This is a genomic window from Acidocella sp. (genome assembly GCF_052326845.1).
GTDB lineage: Bacteria > Pseudomonadota > Alphaproteobacteria > Acetobacterales > Acetobacteraceae > Acidocella.
On record NZ_JBKQJR010000150.1, the window covers coordinates 1 to 22,525 of the forward strand.

Sequence of the window (22,525 nt, forward strand, 5' to 3'; positions counted from 1 at the left end):
ATACCTCGATATGCTCTCCCATGGGTCATCTCCCAGCGACAAAGGGAGCTGCACAATTGCAGCCGCCTAGCGCCGAGCGGTACGTTATCGTCTAAACCGCCCAGCCGGGACGGACATGCGGTCTTACGATGTGACGGCATCGTTGCCCCCTGCATGTTCAACCGGCCGATCAACGCCAAAAGCTTCCTGGCATGGGTGATCGAGTTCTTGGTGCCAACCCTACGGCCAGGCGACATCGTGGTGATGGACAATCTCAGCAGCCACAAATCCAGCGCGGTCCGCCGTGCAATCAGGGACGCCGACGCCAAGCTCATCTTCCTGCCGCCCTACAGCCCCGACCTCAACCCAATCGAGCAGGCATTCGCCAAACTCAAGACACTGCTCCGCAAGGAAAACGCCCGCACCGTTGAGCAAACGACCGCCTGCATCGGCAGGCTCATCGACCAAATTACCCCCACTGAATGCATCAACTATTTTACAGAAGCAGGTTATTCAACTTAAAGCTATCATGCTCTAATCAGCCTGGCCGGGACGCCTCCTGCCCCCCATCATTCGGGATTTTCCAAGCTGAATAATCTGCGCGGATGATCATAAGTGAAGCATTCCGCGTAGCGTCCCCAGTTGATTACGGCGCTGAGCGTGTGCTGGGCGTCCTCGGTGCTCAGATGGTCTTCCAGCTCGGTGACGAAACGGACGCGCGGTGCGGCATGGCCGGGCCGCTCGTCCAGCACCCTGCGGATATGCGCCGCGAGCGGGATCGAGCGGAGGAGGTGTTCGGCGAATAGCCGCTTGCGCCCGGCCATGTCTGCCTCGGTAAGGGCATGTCCCGCGGTGGTGAGATGCAGGCCGCCGCCATGCAACTCGGCGAAGCCCATCACCTGCGCCACTTCCGCCAGCCGGAAGAGCGCGTTGACGTCGAGAGGCGCCCGTGCTGCGAGCGCCGGCAAATCCGCCCGGCCATTGAAAGGCGAGCCCGCCAGCATTTCAGCCAAGCCGGTGATCCGCATCGCCGACATGTTCGGCAACCTCGTGGCGATGCTGGCGATCGGCTCGGGCTGCTGGCCTTCCACCACGGGCACGGGGCCGGCCATCATGCGGCTGTAGATGTCGTCCACGACGTCGCGAAAGGCAAGGCTGAGACGCTGGCGCGGGTGGCGAAGCGGAATTTCGATCTCGGCTACGACGCGGCCTGGATGCGATGAGAGGATGAGGACGCGGTCGCACATGAACACCGCTTCCTCGATATTATGCGTGACCAGCAGGATCGACTTGATGGGCAGATGCCGAGTGGTCCATAGCCCCATGAAATCGCTCCGCAATGTCTCACCGGTGAGCACGTCTAGCGCTGAGAATGGCTCATCCATCAGCAGGATCGTGGGGTCGACGACCATCGCCCGCGCGAAGCCGACGCGCTGGCGCATGCCGCCGGACAATTCCCTGGGATAGGCGTTCTCGAACCCGTCGAGGCCGATCAGGTCGATCGCGGCGAGAGTCCGCTTGCGTGCCTCCTCCTCGGGCACGCCGATCGCATCCAGCCCAGCTTGGACATTTTGCAGCACCGTCAGCCAGGGGAACAGGGCGAAGCTCTGAAAGACCAAGGCGATCCCCTCAGCGGGCCCTCGCACGATATTGCTGCGATAGCGGACCTCGCCGCAGGTTGGCGGGGTCAGCCCGGCGACGATCCGTAACAGCGTGGACTTGCCGCAGCCCGAGCGTCCGAGCAGCCCCACGATCTCGCCTTCGCGCAGGGTCAGGCTGATATCCTCCAAAACCACGAGCCGTTCGCCTGAGGGCCGCGGATAGGTCTGGCCGACGTGGCGCAGGTCCAGCTCAACTCCGCTCGTAGCGCCGTCCGTGGTGATGGCTTCGGGCATTGTCTTCCCTTTTCAGTCCAGCCGAAAGTGGCGCTCGCTGTAGGCGTAGAGCGGCCGCCAGAGCAGACGGTTGAACAGGACTACGAAGCCCGACATCACGGCGATGCCGAGTACGATGCGCGGCATGTCACCGGCCATGGTCATTTGGGCGATATAGGCGCCAAGCCCGTGAGCGGTCAGATGGTCGGAACCCCATGACGCCACTTCCGAGACGATGCTGGCGTTCCACGCGCCGCCGGAGGCGGTGATCGCCCCGGTCACATAATACGGAAAAATACCCGGCAATATCACGGTCCTTTACCACTGCCAGCCATGGAAGCGGAAATTCGTGGCGGCTTCACGGAAGTCGGTCGGGTACGCCGTGGCGCCGGCGATGACGTTGAAGAGAATGTACCATTGCGTGCCCAGGATCATCAGTGGCGTGAGCCAGATATCAGGGTTGAGGCCGAACCTCACGATGGGGATGACGAAGAAGGGGAACAACAGATTGGCCGGGAAGGCCGCGAAGAACTGCGCCAATGGCTGGATGTGTTCCGCGAGCTTCGGCCGCAGCCCGATCGTCACACCAATGGGCACCCAGACGAGAGACGCCAGCACGATGAGGACCGCCACGCGCAGCAGCGTGATTCCGCCGAGCCAGAGTGCCGTCCGGACATCGGCCCAGCCAGCTTCGCTCGCAATATAACGTATGGCGATGCTGGCGATATATGCCGCCCCCAACCCCACAACCGCGTACCAGATGATATCGCGGGTCCGCCCGCGCCGTGTGGGGATGGAGGTTAGGCCCACGGCCGGAAGACGGTTGAGTAGCCTGGCTCTCAGCAGCCGGCGCTGGCAGAACCCCACTGGGCGCCCGGCAAGGTAGATGAGGCGGGAATGGCGCAGGAGCTGGAGGAACCAGGAATGCGGCATGGTCTGCGCGGCGGTCTGCTCGACCCGGAAATTATCCGCCCAGACGACGAGCGGCCGGAACATGAGCTGGTCATAGATGACGATCACACCGGTCATGGCGAGGATGGCCCATCCCACGGCGGCGAGATCCTGCCGCTGGATCGCCAGCGCCACATAGGAACCGATGCCGGGAAGCGCTATGGACTGGTTGCCGACTGTGATCGCCTCGGAGGCGACGACGAAGAACCAGCCGCCGGACATGCTCATCATCATGTTCCATACGAGCCCGGGGACGGCGAAGGGAAATTCCAGCCGCCAGAAGCGTTGCCACGCCGAGAACCTGAACGCCCGGCTTGCTTCGTCGAGGTCGGTGGGGATGGTCCGCAGCGCCTGGTAGAAGCTGAAGGCCATGTTCCACGCCTGGCTGGTGAAGATGGCGAAGACCGAGGCAAGTTCCGCCCCAAACACGCGATGCGGAAAAAGAAACAGGAAGAATGTAACTGTGAATGAAAGATAACCCAGGATAGACACTGATTGCAGGATGTCCAGCAGCGGAACCAGCACGATTTCGGCCCGCCGGCTTTTGGCTGCCAGCGTCCCGTAGGTCAGCGTGAAAATCAGCGACGCGGCCATGGCGGCCAGCATGCGAAGCACGGTTCTGACCGCGTAGCCTGGCAGCAGGAGGGGATCGAGCGAGATTTTGGCCATGCCGGGCATCGGCCCGAAGGTCCGGGTTGCGCCCACCGCCAGCACCACCGCCAGGGTGAGCACCAGCGCGACGGCCACCACATCCGCCCGGCCGGGCAGACCGGCGCCGAGGCGGCTCAGGGAAGGCAGCGGCCTTAGCCAAACCGGCCGGGACATCAATGTACCTCTGCTAACGGCAGCAAGATCAGGGCACCGGCGGATTCACGCCGCTTAAACACGTCCTCGTTACTATGAACGGCATCGCCGGGCGCCAGATTCCCACTTTCATATCGCCACAACAACGTCAATAGCGCGCTATCGGGCGATGCTCACGGAGGAAATGCCGCTGCCACCACCTGCCCCACGCGCCGGCGCAGCGGCATCGCATCACCTTCATCGTATGGATAGAGCCGGCTGGTGAGGATGATCAGGAAGGTGCCAGTCGCTGGGTCGATCCACAATGCCGTGCCAGTATAGCCGGTGTGGCCGTAGGAGTTGGCACTGAATGCCCCGCCGGTCCAGCTGCTGTAGGGCGAGGCCATGTCCCACCCAAGCCCGCGCGTGACACCATCGGGCAGAGCCTCTGGCGCGGTCATTTGCGCCACGCTGCCGGGGCTAAGGATCCGCGCGCCATCCAGCTCGCCGCCATTCAGCAGCATCTGGCAAAAGCGCGCCAGATTGTCGGCCGTCGAGAACAGTCCGGCATGGCCAGCCGCTCCGCCCATCTGGTAGGCGGTGGGGTCCTGCACCGCGCCCCAGCGTAACGCGCCGTCCTGGACATCCGTCGGCACCAGGCGGGCATTGTCGCCGGATGGCGGATCGAAGCCGGTGTCCGTCATGCGCAGCGGCGTGAAGATGTGCTGCGCGGCGTAGAGCGGCAGGCTCTCGCCGGAAAACTTCTCCACCAGGGCGCCGAGCACGATGAAATTGAGATCGCTGTAGATGAAGCTGCCGCCTGGCGCTGCCACGGGATGGTCCGCCGCGATCTTCGCCAGCGCCCCGGCCTCGCCATGCCAGTCCATGCCCATGAAATCGGGGCGCAGGCCGGAGGTATGGGTCAGCAGCTGGCGGATCGTGATCTGGCCCTTGCCGTTGGCGGCGAAGGCGGGCCAGTACGCGGCCACCGGGTCATCCAGGCGCAGACGGCCTTGCTCCTGCAGCTGCATGATCGCCGGGGCGGTCGCCACCACCTTGGTAAGCGAGGCGAGGTCGAAGATCGCATCGGGGTGCAGCGGTGCCGCATCGGCACCGTAGCCGAAGGCCGCCCGGTAGACGATGCGGCCGCGATGTCCGATCTCGATGACTGTGCCTGGAATGTCGCCACGGGCGATCTCATCCTGCGCAATGGCGGCGATGCCAGCGAGCAGCGCCGGGTTTTCCGCCGTGATGCGGTGGGGCGGCGGCACGCTCTGGCACCCGCTTAAAGCAAGGCAAGCCAGGAGCAGGCCGAAGCCGGCGGCAAGACGGCGCCGCCCACGGGTGCCGCCCCGGTATGCAGTGTGTTTGGCCGGATATTGTTGCAATCGTTGCCTACGTTGTTATTGCCTCAAAGACGTTGTCCGGTTTCTGCCGATATCAGCCGCCTGAGGCGGCTACATCGCCATCCGCTTCCGCATGCTGAGGCGGATTGTCAGGTGTCAGCCCGGCGGGCGGAGACGGCAATGATGTCATCGGTGACGGCCTCGGGTGAGGGGAAGACCAGAGTGCAACCGCAGCGCCATCAATGTCCATAGCCTGTCTGTCTGCCGGGGGTTGACCCAGGTCAACCGCTGCCTCCCTGCCGGGTGCTAAAGTTTCTCTTTGGTCCGCCGCAGCGCGCGGCACGGAGAGCGGGAGGAAATGAACGGTCAGGCGGGAGGTGGGGTGCCGGAGCTCAAGCCGCCGAACAGGCTGCGGACATGGCGCGTCCTGGGTGGGGTGGTGATCTTGCTCGTTGCCGGCCTCGGTTTCGCCTGGTGGCATATGAGCAGGCAAGGAACCGTCCGCTATCTGACGGCGGAGGTTTCGCGTGGCGCCATCGCCCGCGCCGTCACGGCAACCGGCACGGTGAATCCCAACCTCACCGTCATTGTTGGCGCCGCTGTGTCCGGCATCATTCAGCAGCTCTATTGCGACTATAACACGGTGGTGAAGGTCGGGCAGATCTGCGCCAAGATCGACCCGCGCACATATCAGGCGGCTGTTGACCAGGACGTGGCGAAGCAGGCGGTGGATAGTGCCAATTTGGCCAAGGACCAAGCCAATCTTCGCTATGCCACTGTGACCAATCAGCGCGACCAGAAGCTGCAGAGGGAGGATTCCATCTCGGCCGACACCGCCGATGCCGCGAAGGCCGCCTTCGAGGCAGAACAGGCGCAGGTGGTGCTTGATCAGGCACAGATCCAGCTGGATCAGGCCTCCCTTGCGGCGGCGCGGGTAAATTTGGAGTACACCAGCATCGTTTCCCCCGTGAATGGATTGGTTGTGTCGCGCGATGTTACTGAGGGACAGACCGTCGCGTCCTCGTTCCAGACGCCGACTTTGTTTCTTATCGCCACTGATGTCACCAAGATGCAGGTGGATACCAATGTCGCCGAGGGCGATATCGGCGCGGTGCAGGACGGAGATCCGGCGGATTTCACCGTCCTCGCTTTTCCCAGCCGGGTGTTTCATGGCGTCGTGGCACAAGTGCGCCAGTCGCCGCAGACCGTACAGAATGTCGTGACCTACGACGTGGTGGTGAATGTCGACAACACCGACCTGGTGTTGAAGCCCGGCATGACCGCTTCCGTGCAGATCGTCACCACGCAGCGGACAGGCGTGATCCGCGTGCCGGACCAGGCCCTGCAATATACGCCGGCTGGCGCCGCCGCGGGTACAGGGGCACGGGTATGGGTGCTGCGTACCGGCAACCCGGTCGCGGTGCCGGTAACGACGGGGCTCGATGATGACGTCAATACCGAGATCACGAGCGGCGCCCTGCAGCCGGGGGATCAGGTGATCATCGGCGACCAGCGCGGATCGGGCGTACAAACGCCCGCGCCGCAGCAATAGCGGGACGGGCCGTGGCCGGACCGCTGCTCAGGCTGGAGGATGTCACCCGGATCTACCGCACGGGAGATGTCGAGGTCCGCGCCCTCAACCACGTCAGCCTGACGGTCGAGCGCGGGGAATTCGTCGCCATCGTGGGCTCGTCCGGCTCGGGCAAATCCACGCTGATGGCGATCCTTGGCTGCCTGGACCGCCCAAGCGGTGGCCGGTATTTTTTCGAGGGCGTGGATGTCGCAGCACTGCCCGAGCCGGAACTGGCACGCATTCGCAGCCAGCGCCTCGGCTTCGTGTTCCAGAGCTTCAACCTCCTGGCCCGGACCAGCGCGGCGGAGAACGTGGCGCTGCCGCTCTATTACGCCGCCCACGGGCCGGTGAGCGGCGCGGCGCGGTTGGAGCGCGCCCGCCAGTCGCTGGCCAGGCTCGGCTTGGCCGAGCGTGAGCACAACACGCCAGCACAGCTCTCCGGCGGGCAGCAGCAGCGCGTGGCCATTGCCCGGGCGCTGATCAACGCGCCGGATCTGCTACTGGCCGATGAGCCGACCGGCAATCTCGACACGAAGACCTCGCATGAGATCATGCAGACGCTGACGCGGCTCAACCGCGAGCAGGGCGTGACCATTCTGGTAATCACCCATGAGGCCGACATCGCCGCCTATGCCGACCGCATACTGACGATGCGCGATGGCGAGATCGTCGCGGACCAGCGCAAGGCAGCGGTGCAGACGGGCAAGCAACAGGAGGCGGCGGCGAGTGAAGTTGCCAGCGGCTTTCACGTTGGAGCGGCTCTGGCGTTCGGGCGGATGATCGTCGGCGCGGCGCTGCAGGCCCTTGGCCGCAACCGCATGCGCTCGGCCCTCACCATGCTGGGCGTGTTCATCGGCGTGGCAGCGCTCATCGCCATGGTGGCGGTGGGGCAAGGGGCGAATGAGGCCGTGCACAAGCAAATCGAGAGCCTCGGTACCAATCTGCTCGTCATCTTGCCCGGTGCGGCAACCACCAGCGGCGTGCGCGCCGGGTTCGGCAGCGCCTCCACCATCACTGTGGCCGACGCAACGGCCATCGGGCGGGAAGATCCAGCCGTTGGCAATGTTAGCTATCTGATCCGCTCGCTCGGCCAAGTCCGCTATGAAAGCCAGAACTGGACGACGAGCATTCAGGGCGTGAGTCTGGGCTATGCCGCCATGACCAACTGGACGGTCGATACCGGGCGGCTGTTCATGGCGGAGGACGAGAGCGGCTCGGCGCTCGTCACGCTGATTGGCCAGACGGTGTACAAGCAGCTCTTTCCCGCCGGGGAAAACCCGGTCGGCGCCACCATTCTCGTGGATGGCACGCCGTTGCGGGTGATCGGGCTGCTCAGTGCGAAAGGCCAGACCGCCTTCGGCCAGGACCAGGATGATGTGGTGATGCTGCCATTCTCCACGGCGGAGCAGCGCGTGCTCGGCACCGCAGCGCCGACGCAGCAGCAGACGCAACTCAACTGGCCCTATCCCCCTTGGCCAAACCCGTACGGGCTGCAGCTCAGGCTCACTGGTTACGTCAACCAGCTCTACGTGCAGGCAACCGGGGCCGGTACGGTCAATGCCGCGATGCGCGAGGTGACGCAGACACTCATCGTCCGGCACCAGATCCAGCCGGGGGCATTGCAGGATTTTTCCGTGCATAACCTCAGCCAGATCGCCGAGGCCGCACAAGGGGCGAGCCGTATCATGGCGCTGCTGCTGGCGGCGGTCGCCTCCATCTCACTGCTCGTCGGCGGCATCGGGATCATGAACATCCTTCTGGTCTCGGTCACCGAACGCACGCGCGAGATCGGACTGCGCATGGCCATCGGCGCACAGCGCCTGCATGTGCTGCTGCAATTCCTGGCAGAGGCGGTGTTCCTTAGTGTCACCGGCGGCATTGCCGGAATCATTCTTGGCATCGGCATCTCCGTGGCCATCACGTTCATTGGTGGTTGGCCAGCGCCGGTCTCGCTGTTCGCGATCTTCGGCGGATTTCTCTTCTCGGTCGCGGTGGGGGTGTTTTTCGGCTACTACCCGGCCCGCAAGGCGGCGCATCTCAACCCGATAGAGGCGTTACGCTATGAGTGATCTTGAGGCGGCACGATACAGGCGACCAGGACTGGCCGCGGGTAAATGAACGGCTTCCAAAAGCCGGCCGTAGCGAGCCTTGTTCTCCTCGCGGGCAATGATGGCTTTAGTTGATCCACCTCAATGCCTACAGTATCGCGCATAGCGAAAGCGCTTACACAACAAAGAAGGCCATTCATGGCGAGCCCGCAACCAGATCGCCTTCCCGCCCGTCCCCTGGCTGCATCCCGCACCACACCGCCGCTCGCGGCGCGGATTGCGCGCCATTGGGGCCGCCTCGCTGCAGGCGAGAGGCAATTCCTGCGCTATTTTGGCGCGGGCTGGATCACCGGCGCCTCGGACGACGATCCGAGCGGGATCGCGACCTACTCCCAGGCGGGCGCCCAGTTCGGCTACGGCATGACCTGGGTGATGCTGTTCACCTGGCCGCTGATGGCGGCTATCCAGGAGATCTGCGCGCGGATCGGCCGCGTCACCGGCATGGGGATCGCGGGCAATATCCGCGCGTATTATCCGCCTTGGCTGCTGCGCGCGATTGTGGCTCTCCTCCTCGCAGCCAACATCCTCAATCTCGGTGCCGATCTCGGCGCGATGGGGGCGGCGCTGCATCTGCTGGTCGCCGGGCCCGAACGCCTCTACGTCGTCGCCTTCGCCATCTTCTGCGCCCTGCTCGAGACGTTCGCCCGCTACGAGCGCTACGCCTCGATCCTGAAATGGGCGTCGTTGTCGCTGCTGGCCTATGCCGCGACCGCGCTCGTGGTCGATGTGCCGTGGGGGCGCGTCGCGTTCGACACCTTCGTGCCCAGCCTCGTCTGGCGGCAGGACTACGTCGTCACGATCGTCGCGGTGCTGGGGACCACCATCACGCCCTATTGCTTCTTCTGGCAATCCTCCGAAGAGGCGGAAGAGGAGCGTATCGATCCCAAAGCGCATACCTTGCTGGAGGCGCCGGAGGAGGCGTCGCGCGAGATCTGGCGTATCCGGCTCGACACCTATGTCGGCATGGGATTCTCGAACCTCATCAGCTGGTTCATCATCGTCACCACTGCAGCCACGCTGCACGCGCACGGTCTTACCAATATCAACACCTCTGCCGAGGCCGCGGAGGCACTCAGACCGATCGCGGGCACCTTCACCTTCGTCATCTTCGCCGCCGGCATCATCGGCATCGGTTTGCTTGCTGTGCCCGTACTCGCTGGATCGGCCGCCTATGCGCTCGGCGAGGCGCTCGGTTGGCCGACCGGCCTCGCACGGCTGCCGCGCGACGCCAAGGCGTTCTACGGCACGATCGTGGTCGGCACGCTGATCGGCATCCTCATCAACTACGTCGATCTCGACCCGATCAAGGCACTGTTCTGGTGCGCGGTGATCAATGGCGTCGTCGCCGTGCCGCTGATGGTGATGATCATGATCATGAGCATGCGAAAGCAGGTGATGGGCGCCTTCACCCTGCCGCGACCGCTCTGGGCAATGGGGTGGCTCTGCACCGGCGTGATGGCGGTGGCAGTTGTGATCATGTTCGCGACGTGGTGAGGTCGCGATCGGTCTCGGACGGTGTCCATGACTGTCCCCCGCCAGGGCCAAGGACAAACCCGCTATCGCGGATTGGTGCTGATGATGGGCTGGTTACAGCGCCCGCTTCCCGATATCCCTCCGGCAGAAGCCGTCTTCCCAGTCAATGGCATCCACCACCGCATAGGCCCGCGTGATCGCCTCGCGCAGATCCGCGCCCACCGAGTTCACCGCCAGCACGCGTCCACCATTGGCGAGAATCCCGCCCTGGTCGGCCATAGTCCCGGCGTGGAAGATGTGCGCGCCGGGGAGTTCTCCCGCCTCCTCGAGCCCGTAAATCTCCGAGCCCGTGGCGTAAGCGCCAGGATAGCCCTTGGCGCACATCACCACCGTGGCGGAGCTGCCGGTGTGGAACTCCACCTTGGCGTCCTTCAGCGTGCCATTGGTGGCGGCCACCAGCGCCGCGAGCAGGTCGCTCTCCAGCATGGGCAGCACAGTCTCGCATTCCGGGTCGCCGAAGCGGACATTGAATTCGATCAGCTTCGGACCATCCTCCTCGACCATCAGCCCGGCGAACAGGAAGCCGCGGAACGGCGTGCCGCGCCGGGCCATCTCCTTCAGCGCGGGACGGATGATCTGGTCCATGCTGGCCTGCACGACCTCGGGCGTGGCCCAGGGCGGGTTGAAGATCGCGCCCATGCCGCCGGTGTTCGGGCCGGTGTCGTTGTCGCCCACGCGCTTATGGTCGGCGGCGGTGCCGAAATACAGCGCGTCCTCGCCATCGCAGAGGGCGAACACGGAAATCTCCTCGCCCACCAGGCAATCCTCGATAACCACGAGCGCCCCAGCCTGCCCGTGCACCTTGTCCTCCATGATGGCGGTAATGGCCTCGTGCGCCTCCTCGGGCGTTTGCGCCACAACCACGCCCTTGCCCGCCGCCAAGCCATCAGCCTTGATGACGATGGGGGCGCCCACGGCCTCGATATATTCATGCGCCTCCAGCGCGTGGGTGAAGCTGGCCCATTTCGCGGTGGGGATTTGCGCGGCCTCGGCGACTTCCTTGGTGAATTTCTTGCTGCCCTCGAGCTGCGCCGCCGCGGCGGTAGGGCCGCAGCAGGCGATGCCCGCCTTGGCCAGCGCGTCCGCGATGCCAGCCACAAGCGGGGCTTCGGGGCCGGGTACCACGAGGTCGATCTTATGCTCCACGGCAAAGCTGACGATGCCCTGGATGTCGGTGGTGCGGAGCATCACGTTCTCGCCAAGCTCGGCGGTGCCGGGGTTGCCCGGGGCGATGTAGAGCTTGTTCAGCTGCGGGCTCTTGGCGATCGCCCAGGCCAGCGCGTGCTCCCGCCCGCCGGAACCGATGATCAATACGCGCATGTGCTGCCCCCTACTGTTACCCAGGCGCGCTGTATCATAGTCTGGCGCCATGAGTGAAATGGGACAAAACACACCGGAATTCTCCGTCTCCGAGCTTGCGGGCGCGGTGAAGCGCACGCTGGAAGGCTCGTTCGGCCGCGTGCGGGTGCGCGGCGAGATCACGGAATTCAAGGCTTACGGCTCGGGGCACCAGTATTTCGCCCTCAAGGACGAGGGGGCGAAGATCCGCGCCATCATCTGGAAGGGCGTGGTGCCGCGAGTCGGGCTGAAGGCGGAGAACGGCGTCGAGGTGATCGCCACCGGCAAGCTGACCTCCTACCCCGAGCGGTCGGAGTACCAGCTCATCGTCGAGCGGCTGGAATATGCCGGGGCCGGGGCGCTGCTGGCGCGCATCGAGGCGCTACGGGTGAAATTGCAGGGCGAAGGGCTGTTCGAGCGGCGGCGGCCGCTGCCCATGCTGCCCCGCGTGGTGGGGGTGGTGACATCGGCCCAGGGCGCGGTGTTGCAGGATATCAAGACGACCATCGCAAGGCGCTTCCCCAGGCCCATCCTGCTCTGGCCGGTGCCGGTGCAGGGCGAGGGTGCCGCGGAGAAGATCGCCGCCGCCATTGCCGGGTTCAACGCCCTGCCCCCTGAATTGCCGCAGCCGGATGTGCTGATCGTGGCGCGTGGCGGCGGCAGTCTGGAAGACCTCATGGCCTTCAACGACGAAGCCGTGGTGCGGGCGGCGGCGGCGAGCCGCATCCCGCTCATCGCCGCCGTGGGGCATGAGACGGACACGACGTTGATCGACTTCGCCGCTGACCGCCGCGCGCCCACCCCCACTGCCGCCGCCGAGATGGCGGTGCCGGCGCGGCTGGAGTTGCTGGCGGACCTCACCCAGCGCACGGCGCGGCTGGAAGGTGCACTTGCCCGGCTGATGGGGCTGGCCCGCGCCGGGCTGGACCGGGCCGGGGCGAAACTGCCCGACCTGCCCGCCATGCTGGGCACGGCGCGGCAACGGCTGGACGACCGGAGCGAACGCTTGGCCCTCGCCTTGCCCAATTTCTTCGCCACGCGCCGGGCGCGGGTGGAGCGCCTCGCGCTACGGCACCCGCGCGAGTTTCTGCTCCGCCTGCGCGGCAATGTGCAGCTGCTCGAACGCCGCCTGCGGGACGGCCTGCCCAATCTGCTGCGCACGGGCCAAAAACGGCTGGACGCGGCGGGCTATCGGCTGACGCATCCAGGCGCGGAGATCGCGCTACGGCGCGGCAAGGTGGGGCTGCTGGCGCAACGGCTGGACGCCCCCCTGCCCGGCCGCCTGCGCGAAGCGCGCCTGCGGCTGGAAAATGTTTCATCCAGGCTGGAAGCGGTGAGTTACGAACGCGTGCTGGCGCGTGGTTTTGCTTTGGTGACAAATGCAAAAGGTGCTGCGGTGACGAGTGCGGCGAAGGTATCGCCGGGCGCTGCGTTGTCGCTCCGCTTCGCGGATGGCGAGGTGGCGGTTCGGGCGGAGAAAAAAACCGCACAGCTTGATTTGGGATTATAGGAGGACTTTCCGATGAAAACGCTGATCGTGCAGATCAAGTGCCAGCTTGGCGAGGCCTACCATGTCGCGGCGTACATTATCGACAAGGTAATCCCCTGCCATATCTATTCGATCTCAGGTCATTACGACTTACTGGCGATCATCAACCTGGACGACGAGATCGACCCCGGCGTGTTCGTGAACACCAAGCTGCACAAGGTACCAGAAATTGCAGATACGAGCACGATGATCGCGTTCAACGCGTTCACACCGGGTGGTGGGGTGTAGGGGGAAAAGCGCAACCCACCATTTCGACTTGGCTATTTCATGACCGATGGGTTGCGCTACGCTCCACCCATCCTACGGCTTGCTATAAATTCAAGTTGTTTTCGAACGGACACTAAGGATTCCAAACGTTGCATTTTGCAATCGTTTCGTTCAATATGCTGGAAGATTGCTGCCCCTCGCTTGGACGCTAGCTCGGCGAAACTTAGAATAATTCGTATTTTTTATTTCTTTTCGGGAGAGTGATATTCGTGAATCATTCGGCAGACTTTACCATGCGCACCACTGCGCCCTGTTTCACAACAATTTTCCACGAGCCTTGGTGGCTTGATGCAGTGACCCAAGGAAATTGGTGCGAAGCAACGGTAAGCTCAAATGGGACAGCGATTGCCCGTCTGCCTTACATTATTAAGCGCCGCATCGGCATAACCGGCATCGGCATGCCCCCATTGACCCATACTCTCGGCCCTCAATTGCCTTTATTCGGTGCTACGTCCAAGTTCCAACAATCGGATCATCGTAAGTTGCTCAAAGGATTGGTGGCGCAATTGCCCCGTCATGATTATTTTTACCAGGTTTTCGATCCAATCATAGAAAATGCCTTGTCGCTATATGAATTGGGCTATGATAGTTCGCTAAGCTATACCCTGCGCATCGAGGCAACCCAGTCCCTGGAAAGGACCTGGAAGGGCATACGCCGGCAACACCGTTTCGAAATCAAAAGTGCACAAAAAAAGTTTTCAATCCAGCATGATCTTGGCATCGATCAATTTTGCCATTTCTTCAACGCCAACCTTAAAGCCGACCGCAAGATCTGGTCGACAAATGCAGCCGAGAAGCACATCAACCAAGTCAAGATCCGACTCTATGAGGCATGCCGGGCGCAGGATGCTGGGTGCCTGGTGGCCGTTCGCGATGAAAAAAATGTGCTACGCGCTGCTATCATGCTGGTTTGGGGACATGGTGTGATGTATTATTTTCTCGCCACCCGTGATCCCGATCCGGCAAGCTCGGGTTCTATGAAATTGCTGATTTGGGAAGCCCTGAAAATGGCCAGTGAAAAGCGGCTGACCTTTGATTTCGACAGTTTCCCGCGCCCTGCGGCGGTCCCTGCTCTAGCTAGTTTCGGCGGCGAGGTGCGTAATCGCATCAACATAACTAAAATACCCCCGCTCTTGCGCTTCGCCCATGCAATAAAGTCTAAGACCAAGTTAGCAAATGTTCTTAGTCACTAGCCAGCAAGCCGTAGGATGGGTGGAGCGCAGCGCAACCCATCATCTCTGAAACAGCCAATGCCAAAATGGTGGGTTACGCTTTCGCTCCACCCACCCTACGCCGTAGTTTGTGCCGCTGAGGAAAACTACCCCTCCAGCTCGGAGTCCCAGTACAGAAAATCCCGCCAGCTTTCGTGCAGGTAGTTAGGCGGGAAGTGGCGGCCGCGGTCTTGCAGCTCGTAGCTGGTCGGGCGGCGGGGCTCCTGGCGCGGGATCATGTTGCACTCGCGCGGCATTTTGGAACCCTTGCGCAGATTGCATGGGCCGCAGGCGGTGACGACATTCTCCCAGCTCGTGCGCCCGCCTTTGGCGCGCGGGATCACATGGTCGAAGGTCAGCTCCTGCGTGGCCCGCTTGCCGCCGCAATACTGGCAGGAGAAGGTGTCGCGCAGGAACACGTTGAAACGGGTGAAGGCCGGGGTGCGGGCCGAGGGAATGAAGTCCCGCAGCGCGATGACGCTCGGCAGCCGCATGGAGAAGCTGGGCGAGTGAACTTCCTTCTCGTACTCGGAAAGTACGGAAACCCGGTCCAGGAACACCGCTTTCACGGCATCCTGCCAGGTCCAGGTCGATAACGGAAAATAGGATAGCGGACGGAAATCCGCATTGAGAACAAGGGCGGGGAAATGGAGCCCGCCGTCAGGCATTACTGAACCTGTCCCAGAACGGGACCAAATGTTGTGGAGTAGTCACGAAACGCTCCCACATATGGTAGTGCCTTCGAGTCATGCGGGTTTTATGGCAAAGTAACGGCCGCGCCGCAAGATGTTGCGCCGAATGTAAGAGTTTTGTCATCTGCCTCGCCAAGGCGCCACGCCCCTGTATAAGCTGGCGGCGCATGAGCATCATCACCCGTTTCGCCCCTAGCCCAACCGGGTATCTGCATCTCGGCCACGCCTATTCGGCCTGGATGGCTTGGCGGCGGGCGGATGTGTTCCGGCTGCGGCTGGAGGATATCGACACCACGCGCTGCCGCCCGGAATACGCGGCGGCGATCCTGGAAGACCTGCGCTGGCTGGGGCTGGACTGGGATGGCGAGGTGCGCGCGCAGTCCCGGCATTTCGCCGAATACGCGGCGGCTTTGGGCAGGTTGCAGGAGCGCGGCCTGCTGTATCCGTGCTTCTGCACGCGGGCGGAAATCGCGCGGGCGCAATCCGCCCCCCACGGCGCTGAGGGCGTGTACCCCGGCACCTGCCGCGCGCTCCCGCCCGAGGCCAGGGCGGCGCGGATCGCCGCCGGTGCGCCCTATGCGCTGCGGCTGGACGTGACGGCGGCCCGGCAATGCGTGGGAGAGTTGCGATTCTTCGAGGAGGACACAGGGTGGATCGAGGCGGAGCCGGAGCGCCTGGGCGATGTGGTGCTGGCGCGCAAGGATACGCCGAGCAGCTACCATCTCTGCGTGGTGCATGACGACGCGCTGCAGGAAATCACCCATGTCATCCGTGGCGAAGATCTGCGCGAGGCCACGCATATCCATGTACTGCTGCAGGCGCTGCTCGGCCTGCCCACGCCAGTTTACGCGCATCACCGTCTGCTGACGGATGCTAGCGGCAGGCGCCTGGCCAAGCGCGACAAGGCGGCGACATTGCGCGAAATGCGTGCCGCCGGTACGAAACCCGAGACAATTCTACAAAAATTCGAGGCCGCGACATGAGACGAGTCTTCGCAGCACTTGGCTGGCTGCTGCTGTTCACGCTGCTGGGCGGGCTGGCGATGGATGTGGCCGGAGACCTCGCGGCACCGCACCACCCGGTGCCGGTGAAAGCGCTGGCCATGCTGGGCGGCATGGGCGGGGAGTTCGGGATCAATCTATGGCTACTGGCACTCTGCTTCGCCCGCCTGCCCGGGGCGCGCATGCCGCAGCACTTCCGGCCACGCCTCGGCCTCGTGGAGGGGCTGTGGGGCATGTTCGGCTTCGGCCTGACCATGGGCGCGGGCGGCGGGCTGTTCGTAAACGTGCGGATGACGGCAGCGTTCTACCTGATCCTGCAACACCCAGACTTCCGGCCGAGCTTTACCGACCCCCTGACGCTGACCGGCGCGGTGCTGGCCGGGGAACTGATGACCGCGCTGTGGCTGGCATGGTCGATGCGCCGGCTGGGACCGCCGCATCTATCTGATGGCAGCCCAAGCGGCGTGGCATGGCGCAGCGCTCCCACCGCGGCCTATGCGCAGGCGGTGCTGCTGGCGCTGCTGCTCGCCGGGGTGGTGGTGGGCATGTACAAGCTGGTGCCGCCGGACCTGAAATCGCTGGAGAACCTGCCCTCGGCGAAGCTGTTCAACGGCCCGCCCGGCACCATCGCGGCCATGCTCGGCGTGGTTCTGGTGCTCGGCCCCGTGCTGGAGGAAATCGCCTTCCGGGGCATCGGCTTTGCCGGGGTGGCCTCAAGGCTCGGCCCCGGCGGGGCGGTGGCCGTCACCACCATATTGTTCCTGGCGGCGCATGGGCCAGAGAAAATCCATTATCTGCCGGGGTTTCTCGATGTCGGCCTGATGGCGCTGGCCTCGTGTCATCTGCGGCTGCGCTATGGTTCAATCAGGCCGGGCATTCTGCTGCACATGCTGTATAATGGCTTCGGGCTGGCGGCAGCGGCGCTAACCTAGCCCGCGGCGGGGGATTTGGCATCCTCCGGCAATCCGCGTAAACATGCTGAATTATCTGGGTGGAGAAGGTTACCATGGGTGGGTTGAGCATCTGGCATTGGCTGATCGTACTGGCCGTCGTGCTGCTGCTGTTCGGCACCGGCAAGGTCAGCAACCTGATGGGCGAGTTCGGCAAGGGCATCAAATCCTTCAAGCAGAACCTGGCTGAGGATGAGACCAAGCCGAAGGATGCCTCGATGGCCGATACCGGCGCGTTGAACGCGCCGCAGCCCGAGCAGCAGAACAAGACGACCGTCAACCAGGGCTGAACAATGGTTCCGATGGAATTGGCGGAGGCGCTGACTGAGGCCGGCCGGCGCATGGATGCACATGGCTGGGTGCCCGGCTCGGCCGGCAACCTCTCGGCGCGAATCGATGACGGCCGGATCGCGATCACCCGCAGCGGCGTGCACAAGGGCCGGCTGACCACGGCCGACATCATCGCCGTGGATTACGACGGCAACCCGCTGGTCGAGGGCCAGAAGCCGAGCGCCGAGACACTGCTGCACTGCCAGCTCTACCGGCTGTTCCCGCAGGTGGGCGCGGTGCTGCACGGCCACTCCGTGGCGGCCACGGTGCTCTCCATGCTGGGCGGCATCACCCTCGCCAATTACGAGATCCTGAAGGCCTTCGGCTACGCCACCCATGAGCACGAGGTGCTGCTGCCGGTCTATGAAAACGACCAGGACATCGCCCGGCTGGCGGCGTTCATCGAGCCGCTGCTGCAGAGCGAGCCGCCGATCGGCTATGTCATCGCGGGCCACGGTGTATATGCCTGGGGCACCAGCGTGGAACATGCCTATTGGCGGCTGGAGGCGCTGGAGTTCTTGCTCCAGTGCGAACTGGAGCGGAGGAAGATGAAATGAGCCGCCTGACCGTCTACCAGGCCGACGCGCCCGGCGTGCCAGTGTTCGACTCGGAAGAGCCCGGCGCTGTGGCGGCGGAGCTGAAGCAGATTAATGTCGGGTTCGAGCGCTGGAACAGCCCGGTGCATCTGGCCGCCGATGCCCCGGCCGAGGCGATTCTGGAAGCCTACCGCCCTTATCTGGACGCGCTGATGGGCGCCACCGGTGCGGGCTCCGCCGATGTGGTGAAGCTGACGCCCGAACATCCGCAGGCCGCGGCGCTGCGCGAGAAATTCCTGTCCGAGCACACGCATACAGAGCCGGAGATCCGCTTCTTCGTGGCAGGCTCCGGGCATTTCGTGCTGCATGAGAACGGCAAGGTCTATGTCGCCTTCTGCGAGGCGGGCGACCTCATCCATGTCCCCGCCGGGATCAGGCACTGGTTCGATGCCGGGCTGAAGCCAGACTTCACCGCGCTGCGGGTGTTCACCGATACCTCCGGCTGGGTGGCGCATTTCACGGGTAACGATATTTCCAAGCGCTTCCCCGCCGCATGAAGCCCGCCGCCATTCTCACCGATATCGAGGGCACCACCACCCCGATCGCCTTCGTGCACCGGGTGCTGTTCCCGTATGCGCGGGCGCGCATGGCGGAATTCGTCGCCTCCGGCCATGCCGCGCTGGCGGAGGTGCCGGAACCCAGGCTGGAGACGCTGCTCGGCTGGATGGACCGGGACGAGAAAATCACGGCGCTGAAGACGATCCAGGGCATCATCTGGGAAAAGGGCTATAAGAGCGGCGCGATCACCGCCGAGCTGTACGAGGATGTGCCCCCTGCCCTGCGCCGCTGGGCGCGCGCAGGGCTGCGGCTGTTCGTGTACTCCTCAGGCTCGGTGCCGGCGCAGAGGCTGCTGTTCGGCCACACCCCGGCCGGCGACCTGACCGGGCTGTTCCAGGCCTATTTCGACACCCGCGTCGGACCCAAGCGCGAAGCCTCGAGCTACGCCGACATCGCGCGCGGGGTGAACGTGCCGCCCGAGGAGATGCTGTTCCTCTCGGACGTGGAAGCCGAGCTGGACGCGGCCAAGGCCTCCGGCCTGCAAACCTGCCAGCTGGTGCGGGCCGAGGACGGTACCGCCGCCAGCGCCCGGCACGAAACGGCGAAGGATTTTGACGACGTGGCAAGGAAGTTTGGGTTGCCGCATGGCTAGGTCACCACGTGAGGGCATACAGGCAGTACATGCCTGGCTGAAAAAAGCCCCGCTGATGCGGGCTTTTTTATGGGGTCTGGCTGCGGCTCTGGCGTTGCCGCCAGTGCATTTCCTGCCGGCGCTGCTATTCTCCCTGCCCGCCTTCCTGCGCCTGCTCGACGAGGCGGGGAGCGTCAAGCGCACCATCTACACCGCCTGGTGCTACGGCTTCGGCCTGGCCATCGCAGGGCTGTACTGGATCACCGAGCCGGTGCTGACCGAGGCGTCGACTTTCTGGTGGCTGGTACCCTTCGCCGCGCCGGCGCTGTCTGCCGCGGTGGCGTTCTATACCATCATCCCCGCCTTGGCGGTTCGCTGGGTAAAGCCGGGGTTCGGCCGGCTGCTGGTCTTCGCCGGGGCCTGGGAGCTTTCCAATATCGCGCAGCAATTCTGGTTCTCGGGCTTTCCCTGGAATTTCTGGGGCACGGACTGGACCATCCCCGGGCGGCTGGGCGACGTCTTCATCCAGCCCGCGGCCTGGGTAAGCGTGCATGGCCTTACCCTGGCCACGGTGATCCTGGCCGGGCTGCCAATGTTCGGCAGGCGCGGGCTGGCAGCACTTGTGGGGATATTGGCGCTGTGGGCGAGCGCGGGCTGGCTGCGGCTGCAAACCCCGGTGGCGCCCACGGGGCTCAACATCGCGCTGGTGCAGCCCAACTTCCCCGAGCCGCCGGATTATTCCCGCCCGGCGCTGGAAGCCAACTGGCAGCGCATGCTGGCGATGAGCAATGCCGGGCTACAGGCCGGGGCCAATGCGATCATCTGGCCGGAAGCCACCAGCCCCTGGCTGCTCGACTCAGATGCCGGGGCGCGCCAGCAACTGGCCGCCGTGACCGGCGCCACGCCGGTGCTTGCGGGCTCTCTGCGCGTGGAGAGCAACACGGATTTCCGCAACTCGCTGGTTGTGGTGGCCGGGCCGGTGCCGGCGCTGGCGGTGTACGACAAGTGGAAGCTGGTGCCGTTCGGCGAGTACATGCCTAAATGGCTGCCGCTGAAGATCATCCCCGACATGCTTGACGGTGGCTTCACCCCGGGAACCGGTCCGGAAAACATCACCGTGGACGGCCTGCCCCCCTTCGCGCCGATGATCTGCTACGAGGACGTATTCCCCGGCCAGATGATCGACGAGCAGCACCGCCCCGCCTGGATCGTGGTTATCACCGATGACGCCTGGTTCGGCGACTCCGCGGGCCCGCACCAGCATTTCATCAACGCCAGGCTGCGCGCCGTAGAGGAAGGCCTGCCGCTGGCCCGTGCCGGGAACTCCGGGATCAGCGCGATGTTCGACCCCTTTGGCCATGTCACCGCCTATCTTCCGCTTGATGCCCAGGGCGTACTGGTAGCGCCCCTGCCGGGCGCGTTGCCGCCGACGCTTTTTTCCAGGCTTGGGCTCATGTTCCCCGCCATACTGGGAGTTGTAGCGGTGTTCGCCGGAAAGCTAGTGTCACGCTGGATTTAATTTGATATTATGTAATATTTTCGATATGAGATGCGATGCGTCTACTTAATAATTCGATCTATGAGTTTTTTGTTGAGAATTTCGTTAAATCGAGGTAATTATTCGCATAACGTGTAATGCTAAAAAAATACCGTGTTAGGTTGTTGATCTTATAGTTGTAGCCTGCAACTAATTCGCAATAAGCTGAGAAGAAGACAAGCCGGTGCCTACCACCGCAAGTTGGAGAAGACTAATTTAATGGCTGAAGAAACCGCCGAGCGCCCGGAACGAGAAAGCCGTCCCAGCCCTATCGATATTCATGTCGGGTCGCGCATCCGGCTGCGCCGGACATTGCTCGGCATGTCGCAGGAACGCCTGGGCGACGCGCTGGGCCTGACCTTCCAGCAGGTGCAGAAATACGAGCGCGGGGTGAACCGCGTGGGCGCCTCCCGCCTGTTCGACATCTCACGCGTGCTGGACGTGCCGATTTCCTATTTCTTCGACGATATGCCGGAAGGCATGTCCGAGGGCCCGGTCTCCGGTCCGCGCGGCCGTATGTACGGCTTCGCCGAGCACCAGGAGCCGTTCAACGCCGGGGTGGATGACCAACTGACCAAGCGCGAGACGCTGGAGTTGGTGCGCGCCTATTACCGCATCCAGGACCCGGCGATGCGCAAGCGCATGTTCGACCTGATGAAATCCCTCGCCACGCCGGAAACGGCGTTCGAGGCGGGCTGAGCACATAAGGTTGAGCACATAAGGTAACGGGCTGAACCCTTCCAGGTTCAGCCCGTTTTTTTCGCACCGTCAGAACCCGCCTCAGAACGCGGCGTCAGCCAGTTCCATCAGCGAGGCCTTGCCGGCCTTGATGGTGAACAGCAGCGCCCCAGCCTGCGGCAGAATCCGCTCCATGTAGAACCGCGCCGTGGTCAGCTTGGCCTGGTAGAAGGCGGCATCCGGCCCGCCGAGCGGCGCCTTCTCCGCGGCGATGAGCGCCATGCGCGCCCACATGAAGCCCAACGCCACCAGCCCGAACAGGCGCAGATAGTCGGTGGCGGCCGCACCGGCTTCCTCCGGGTCGGTCATCCCCTTCTCAGCGATGAAGCTGGTTGCAAGCTGCAGCGCACCGAAGGCCCTGCCAAAACCCTGCACCAGCTTGCCCAGATGCGGGTGGTTCTGATTGGCCTCGATGAACTCGGACACCGGATGTGCGGCGCATGCTGCTCACCATGCGCGCCTACAACGAGGGCTGCCGCGCCCTTGGCGTGTGGGTGGCCAATGCGCTGGAAGACGCCGAGCACGGCAATGCCGAGGCCGCCGATTTCGTGGCGCTGCTCACCCCGGTGGCGAAGGCGCTGTTCACCGATCTCGGCTATGAGTGCGCCAACCTCGCGGTGCAGACCTATGGCGGCCATGGCTTCATCCGTGACCACGGCGTGGAGCAGTATATCCGCGATGCGCGCATCACGATGCTCTACGAGGGCACCAACGGCATCCAGGCGCTGGACCTCGTGGGCCGCAAGCTGCCCGCCAATTTCGGCCGGTCGCTGCGCCGCTTCTTCCACCCGGTGTCCGCGTTCATCGAGGCCAACCAGAACCACCCGCAGCTGGGCAAGATGGTGCAGGGCTTCGCCCGGGCCTTCGGTGCGTTGCAGCTGGCCACCAGCTTCATCGCCGAGAAGGGGATGGCCGACCCGGAGGAAGCCGGTGCGGCCGCCACCGACTATCTGCGCTTGTTCGGGCTGGTGGCGCTGGGCTTCATGTGGGCGCGCATGGCGCTCATCGCGGCGGAGAAGGCGCCGCTTGGCGGGCCGGAT

At 64.0% G+C, this 22,525-nt stretch carries 21 protein-coding genes and 1 pseudogene; 16 read left to right on the forward strand and 6 right to left on the reverse strand.

The features are described 5' to 3' along the window. The coding region (locus ACLPJJ_RS10335; RefSeq protein WP_443590895.1) for a transposase at window positions 1-501 on the forward strand (501 nt) is incomplete at its 5' end. Window positions 502-548: 47 nt separating this feature from the next. Here ACLPJJ_RS10335 and ACLPJJ_RS10340 read toward each other — a convergent pair. The 3 genes and pseudogenes from ACLPJJ_RS10340 to ACLPJJ_RS10350 form a co-directional block, all read right to left on the reverse strand. After that, the gene (locus ACLPJJ_RS10340; protein ID WP_443590896.1) at window positions 549-1,874 is read right to left on the reverse strand and encodes an ABC transporter ATP-binding protein; all 1,326 of its coding nucleotides are present in this window, start codon (window positions 1,872-1,874) and stop codon (window positions 549-551) included. Window positions 1,875-1,886: 12 nt separating this feature from the next. Continuing rightward, a pseudogene (locus tag ACLPJJ_RS10345) lies at window positions 1,887-3,629 on the reverse strand (ABC transporter permease). Window positions 3,630-3,781: 152 nt separating this feature from the next. Further along, window positions 3,782-4,858 carry a serine hydrolase domain-containing protein gene (locus ACLPJJ_RS10350; RefSeq protein WP_443590897.1) on the reverse strand — a complete coding sequence of 359 codons (1,077 nt, stop codon included), beginning with the start codon at window positions 4,856-4,858 and terminating at the stop codon, window positions 3,782-3,784. Between the two features lie 433 nt (window positions 4,859-5,291). Here ACLPJJ_RS10350 and ACLPJJ_RS10355 point away from each other — a divergent pair, with 433 nt between their 5' ends. The 3 genes from ACLPJJ_RS10355 to ACLPJJ_RS10365 all read left to right on the forward strand — a co-directional run bounded on the left by ACLPJJ_RS10355 (window position 5,292) and on the right by ACLPJJ_RS10365 (window position 10,108). Next, entirely contained in the window at window positions 5,292-6,485 is a 1,194-nt protein-coding gene (locus tag ACLPJJ_RS10355) for an efflux RND transporter periplasmic adaptor subunit (protein WP_443590898.1), read from the forward strand. Between the two features lie 11 nt (window positions 6,486-6,496). Further along, entirely contained in the window at window positions 6,497-8,575 is a 2,079-nt protein-coding gene (locus ACLPJJ_RS10360; RefSeq protein ID WP_443590899.1) for an ABC transporter permease, read from the forward strand. Window positions 8,576-8,752: 177 nt separating this feature from the next. Continuing rightward, window positions 8,753-10,108, forward strand: coding sequence for an NRAMP family divalent metal transporter (locus ACLPJJ_RS10365; RefSeq protein WP_443590900.1), 1,356 nt, complete (start codon window positions 8,753-8,755; stop codon window positions 10,106-10,108). Window positions 10,109-10,201: 93 nt separating this feature from the next. Here the strand turns inward: ACLPJJ_RS10365 and purD are convergent, their stop codons facing one another. Next, complete coding sequence (gene purD / locus ACLPJJ_RS10370; RefSeq protein ID WP_443590901.1) at window positions 10,202-11,467, reverse strand: phosphoribosylamine--glycine ligase; 1,266 nt, start codon at window positions 11,465-11,467, stop codon at window positions 10,202-10,204. A 49-nt stretch (window positions 11,468-11,516) separates the two neighbouring features. Here purD and xseA point away from each other — a divergent pair, with 49 nt between their 5' ends. The 3 genes from xseA to ACLPJJ_RS10385 all read left to right on the forward strand — a co-directional run bounded on the left by xseA (window position 11,517) and on the right by ACLPJJ_RS10385 (window position 14,494). Beyond that, window positions 11,517-12,995, forward strand: a complete 1,479-nt coding sequence (gene xseA, locus ACLPJJ_RS10375; RefSeq protein WP_443590902.1) for an exodeoxyribonuclease VII large subunit — start codon at window positions 11,517-11,519, stop codon at window positions 12,993-12,995. Window positions 12,996-13,007: 12 nt separating this feature from the next. Next, window positions 13,008-13,262 (forward strand): Lrp/AsnC ligand binding domain-containing protein, encoded by a 255-nt coding sequence (locus ACLPJJ_RS10380; RefSeq protein WP_443590903.1) that lies wholly within the window; start codon window positions 13,008-13,010, stop codon window positions 13,260-13,262. 272 nt (window positions 13,263-13,534) lie between these two features. Continuing rightward, complete coding sequence (locus ACLPJJ_RS10385) at window positions 13,535-14,494, forward strand: GNAT family N-acetyltransferase (protein ID WP_443590904.1); 960 nt, start codon at window positions 13,535-13,537, stop codon at window positions 14,492-14,494. 125 nt (window positions 14,495-14,619) lie between these two features. Here ACLPJJ_RS10385 and ACLPJJ_RS10390 read toward each other — a convergent pair whose 3' ends face one another. Beyond that, window positions 14,620-15,180 carry an HNH endonuclease gene (locus ACLPJJ_RS10390; protein WP_443590905.1) on the reverse strand — a complete coding sequence of 187 codons (561 nt, stop codon included), beginning with the start codon at window positions 15,178-15,180 and terminating at the stop codon, window positions 14,620-14,622. A gap of 191 nt (window positions 15,181-15,371) precedes the next feature. Between ACLPJJ_RS10390 and gluQRS the strand changes: the two genes are divergently transcribed. From gluQRS to ACLPJJ_RS10430, 8 genes are all read left to right on the forward strand, one after another. Next, a complete protein-coding gene (gene gluQRS / locus ACLPJJ_RS10395; RefSeq protein WP_443590906.1) occupies window positions 15,372-16,187 on the forward strand; it encodes a tRNA glutamyl-Q(34) synthetase GluQRS in 816 nt (271 codons plus the stop codon). Then, window positions 16,184-17,137, forward strand: coding sequence for a lysostaphin resistance A-like protein (locus tag ACLPJJ_RS10400; RefSeq protein ID WP_443590907.1), 954 nt, complete (start codon window positions 16,184-16,186; stop codon window positions 17,135-17,137). Before gluQRS ends, ACLPJJ_RS10400 begins: the two co-directional genes overlap by 4 nt. Window positions 17,138-17,211: 74 nt before the next feature. Then, window positions 17,212-17,445 (forward strand): twin-arginine translocase TatA/TatE family subunit, encoded by a 234-nt coding sequence (locus ACLPJJ_RS10405; protein ID WP_443590908.1) that lies wholly within the window; start codon window positions 17,212-17,214, stop codon window positions 17,443-17,445. A 3-nt stretch (window positions 17,446-17,448) separates the two neighbouring features. Further along, window positions 17,449-18,042, forward strand: a complete 594-nt coding sequence (locus ACLPJJ_RS10410) for a methylthioribulose 1-phosphate dehydratase (protein ID WP_443590909.1) — start codon at window positions 17,449-17,451, stop codon at window positions 18,040-18,042. Beyond that, on the forward strand, window positions 18,039-18,578 hold the full coding sequence (locus tag ACLPJJ_RS10415) for a 1,2-dihydroxy-3-keto-5-methylthiopentene dioxygenase (RefSeq protein ID WP_443590910.1): 540 nt from the start codon (window positions 18,039-18,041) through the stop codon (window positions 18,576-18,578). Before ACLPJJ_RS10410 ends, ACLPJJ_RS10415 begins: the two co-directional genes overlap by 4 nt. Further along, a complete protein-coding gene (gene mtnC, locus ACLPJJ_RS10420) occupies window positions 18,575-19,231 on the forward strand; it encodes an acireductone synthase (protein WP_443590911.1) in 657 nt (218 codons plus the stop codon). The genes ACLPJJ_RS10415 and mtnC overlap by 4 nt, the downstream gene beginning before the upstream one ends. A gap of 55 nt (window positions 19,232-19,286) precedes the next feature. Next, on the forward strand, window positions 19,287-20,729 hold the full coding sequence (gene lnt, locus ACLPJJ_RS10425) for an apolipoprotein N-acyltransferase (protein WP_443590912.1): 1,443 nt from the start codon (window positions 19,287-19,289) through the stop codon (window positions 20,727-20,729). A gap of 237 nt (window positions 20,730-20,966) precedes the next feature. Next, window positions 20,967-21,446 carry a helix-turn-helix domain-containing protein gene (locus ACLPJJ_RS10430; RefSeq protein WP_443590913.1) on the forward strand — a complete coding sequence of 160 codons (480 nt, stop codon included), beginning with the start codon at window positions 20,967-20,969 and terminating at the stop codon, window positions 21,444-21,446. A gap of 81 nt (window positions 21,447-21,527) precedes the next feature. Here the strand turns inward: ACLPJJ_RS10430 and ACLPJJ_RS10435 are convergent, their stop codons facing one another. Further along, window positions 21,528-21,911 carry an acyl-CoA dehydrogenase C-terminal domain-containing protein gene (locus ACLPJJ_RS10435; protein ID WP_443590914.1) on the reverse strand — a complete coding sequence of 128 codons (384 nt, stop codon included), beginning with the start codon at window positions 21,909-21,911 and terminating at the stop codon, window positions 21,528-21,530. A gap of 14 nt (window positions 21,912-21,925) precedes the next feature. On the opposite strand from ACLPJJ_RS10435, the gene ACLPJJ_RS10440 reads away from it, so the two are divergent. After that, the coding region (locus ACLPJJ_RS10440) for an acyl-CoA dehydrogenase C-terminal domain-containing protein (RefSeq protein ID WP_443590915.1) at window positions 21,926-22,525 on the forward strand (600 nt) is incomplete at its 3' end.